The 2949-nt window shown below is 40.2% G+C and carries 3 protein-coding genes; all 3 read right to left on the bottom strand.

Going from position 1 to position 2949, the window contains the following annotated elements:
- Nucleotides 1-118 precede the first annotated feature (118 nt).
- Nucleotides 119-250 (bottom strand): hypothetical protein, encoded by a 132-nt coding sequence (locus SSCH_RS21270; protein ID WP_269746223.1) that lies wholly within the window; start codon nucleotides 248-250, stop codon nucleotides 119-121.
- 125 nt (nucleotides 251-375) lie between these two features.
- Nucleotides 376-1788: a cell wall-binding repeat-containing protein gene (locus SSCH_RS17065; RefSeq protein ID WP_156972365.1), complete on the bottom strand. Its 1413-nt coding sequence runs from the start codon at nucleotides 1786-1788 to the stop codon at nucleotides 376-378.
- Nucleotides 1789-1878: 90 nt separating this feature from the next.
- The gene (locus tag SSCH_RS15465; RefSeq protein ID WP_044666268.1) at nucleotides 1879-2544 is read right to left on the bottom strand and encodes a hypothetical protein; all 666 of its coding nucleotides are present in this window, start codon (nucleotides 2542-2544) and stop codon (nucleotides 1879-1881) included.
- Nucleotides 2545-2949 lie beyond the last annotated feature (405 nt).

Genomic DNA, 2949 nt, shown 5'->3' with positions numbered 1-2949 from the left:
ATCGCTTCTTCCTGAAAAAAGCAGAAATATTAATAGATCGCGGTGACAGAGGTGACAGAGGGACGGGGGTCGTGTCACCGTTCTGGATGACATGACCCCCGTCCCTCTGTCACCATTGTCACCAGACAGTTTTTCCGGCATATGCAGTATTGGCAACTTTATGGTTCTTAGCATAAATGGTTACGCATAATACTAATACAGCAAGAATCATAAAAGCGGACACTGTAAATATTTTTTGCTTCTTTGTCATAATGCTGTTCACCTCCTTTTTTTTATAGCTAAAAGCCAGGTTATTGTTAACCTGGGCTTTTAGCTATGGGTTATTTAGCCCAGCTTTTGAAATGCACATGATAGTATCCAGGGGTGGAACCAATATCAACTTTTTTTTGTGTCAGTTTCAAACGTTTCGTCAATTGTTATGTTTTTATGGGTTTTTCTTTCAGCTGCCTGTATGATTTTGTTGGTTATGTCTTCGCCTAATACCGGAAGTATGGTGGACCTTAGCTCTTGGAGCTGCATTCTGTAGAATTCTTCGTCATACTGTCTTGTTTGATGATTATAAATACTCATAATTATTGAAAACTCTGCGTATTTTTTGTTGCCAGGCATGCTGGAGCCTTCTATATCATAGAAATGATGTGATTTGGGAATAGAATAATCACAGTCATCGGGAGGCAGTGAAGAATTTTGCATATACCCTCTTCCTGTACCAGGCGGCTTTTCAACAAGATGCATGATGTTTGATGCAAGCTTTTCCAAAACTGCACCCTGGCCGCCAATGATTGTTATGTTTAACTGTTTTCTAATAAGATGCCACATGTCAGGGGGCAGAGGGTTTGATGGGTCGTAGGGATAATCAAGAGCTCCTAAATATTCTAAATAACAGATAGTGCTTTCCGGCGGTATCTTTTTCTTTGAATCGACTAAAATAATCGGAGCGTTGTCTTTGGCTGCCAAAACACTGGCAGAAAGGGCATCTGCAAAATCGGTTCCTGAGGCTATGTAAATATTAACTGGATCATTAAAAAAATTATTGTAAGCTTCTATAGATGTCTCATACCTGTCTTGGCCTGCTAACCTGGTTATCGATGATGCAGGTAGAATGTTTTTAACTGTAGATTCAACTGATTCTGAAATTACTCCGGTGCCGCCTATTATGAAGACCTCAGAGGGCTGCTGCTTTAATAAATAGTTTTTTACGCCATCTGGGAGTTTGTCTTTAGGTGTTAAGATAACGGGATAACCTTCAGATGCTGCTACGCTTGCGATGCTTAATGCGTCTGGAAAGTTTTCGCCTGTAGCTAGAAAGACAGAAGTGCCTTTAGGCGCGCTTACCTTCTCAGCAACTCTTAAACAAGTTTCATACCGGTCAAGTCCTGCAACCCGTTCCACTGTGTTGCCCATTGAAGTTAGTTTGGATTCAAATGTGCTGTCGATTACCCCTTCACCGCCGGCTATCCAGACCTTGCCGTTAGCCATATGTTCGCTGATGTAGCCTAAGGCATCTTGGGATTGGCTTACGGTTTGATTAACAAGCAGTATGGGTGCTTTGAGTTTGCCTGCAAGGGTGCTTACTGAAAGTGCATCTGGGAAATTAGTGCCGGTAGTAATTACTATATTGTCTGTTTGGCCGCTGTTATACTTTTCAGCAACAGCTTTTGATGTCTGATACCTATCATCGCCGTACAATCTTGGGTAATGGCTCCAGGCAAAGACGTTTAAAGGAAAATTTACTACCAAAAAACTCAACACAAAAAACACCGTTAAATACTTTTGTATTTTTTTCATGACATACAAACCTGGGTTTAGCCAGGAGTAGAAATACACCTCCTTAGATTTTTAATATAATAACCATGCAAAATCGTTCGCTTCTTTTTTTTATTTTGCCCAGCTTTTGAAATGTACAAGAGAGTATCCAGGGGTGGAACCAATATCAACTTTTTTTGTGTCAGTTTCAAACGCTTCGTAAATTGTTATGTTTTCATGGGTTTTTCTTTCAGCTGCCTGTATGATTTTGTTGGTTATGTCTTCGCCTAATACCGGCAAGATAACAGTCCTTAGCTCTTGAAGCTGCAGCTTGTAAAGTTCTGCATCGTACTGCCCGGTTTGATGGTTTACGCAGTCCATAATTATTGAAAACTCTGCGTATTTTTTGTTGCCAGGCATGCTGGAGCCCTCTATAGCATAGAAATGATGTGTGCTTGGTGCAACATAAGCGGTAGGCCTTGATGGTGCTGGTGCTGGTGTCGGAGCTGAAGTTGGTGGCGGTGACGGTGTTTTGTTTTTGTTGCCGGTATTGCTGCTTGTTTTCGGTGTCTTAGTACTGTTTGTTGCTGGCGTGTTACTGTTTGCAGTACTTTTCGGTTCTTTGTTTTCTGAAGCGGCTTCTTCTTTTTCAGGCTCTTTTGTTGGCTCTGCTGGTTCTGGTTCTGGTTTTAGCTCCATAATATCTGAAGCGTCTTCGGATTCACTGCTTTGTAATGTAATATTTTTGTCGGGTTTTTTATCGTTTGTGAGTTTGCATTTCAGCTTGCAGTGGGGCATACCTTAATGTAATAAATAATAGACCAATAAACATTACAGCTGCCAGTGCGGTTAGTATTCTTTTTTTCTTCTTTGGCATAACTGTTCATCATCCTTTCTGGTTTTTTAAGTTTGTTTTTTTAAATAACAATAAAATACTTACAAGCGAACAACTTTATGTTATATCCGGCTGGTAGGTGCTGCTGTTTGTAAACTGCTGAAAATGCAAGTTTTAATAAGTATGCACTACAGCTGGATTTTAGCTTTTGGTTGTAATTATCTATTATACCAGGTCTTGTATATATATAACATATGTAAGGGATGTAATAAAATAAAAAACCCCTGACTCTATCTGATAGAATCAGGGATACAAATTGTATCTGGAAGAGGCTTGGCCGATGAAGGCCTTGGTGTCGTTTCAGGTGT

It is taken from the genome of Syntrophaceticus schinkii (genome assembly GCF_000946815.1).
Classification (GTDB): domain Bacteria; phylum Bacillota; class DSM-12270; order Thermacetogeniales; family Thermacetogeniaceae; genus Syntrophaceticus; species Syntrophaceticus schinkii.
The sequence above is the reverse complement of the archived record's forward strand: the minus strand, read 5'-3'. Positions and strand labels throughout refer to the sequence as shown.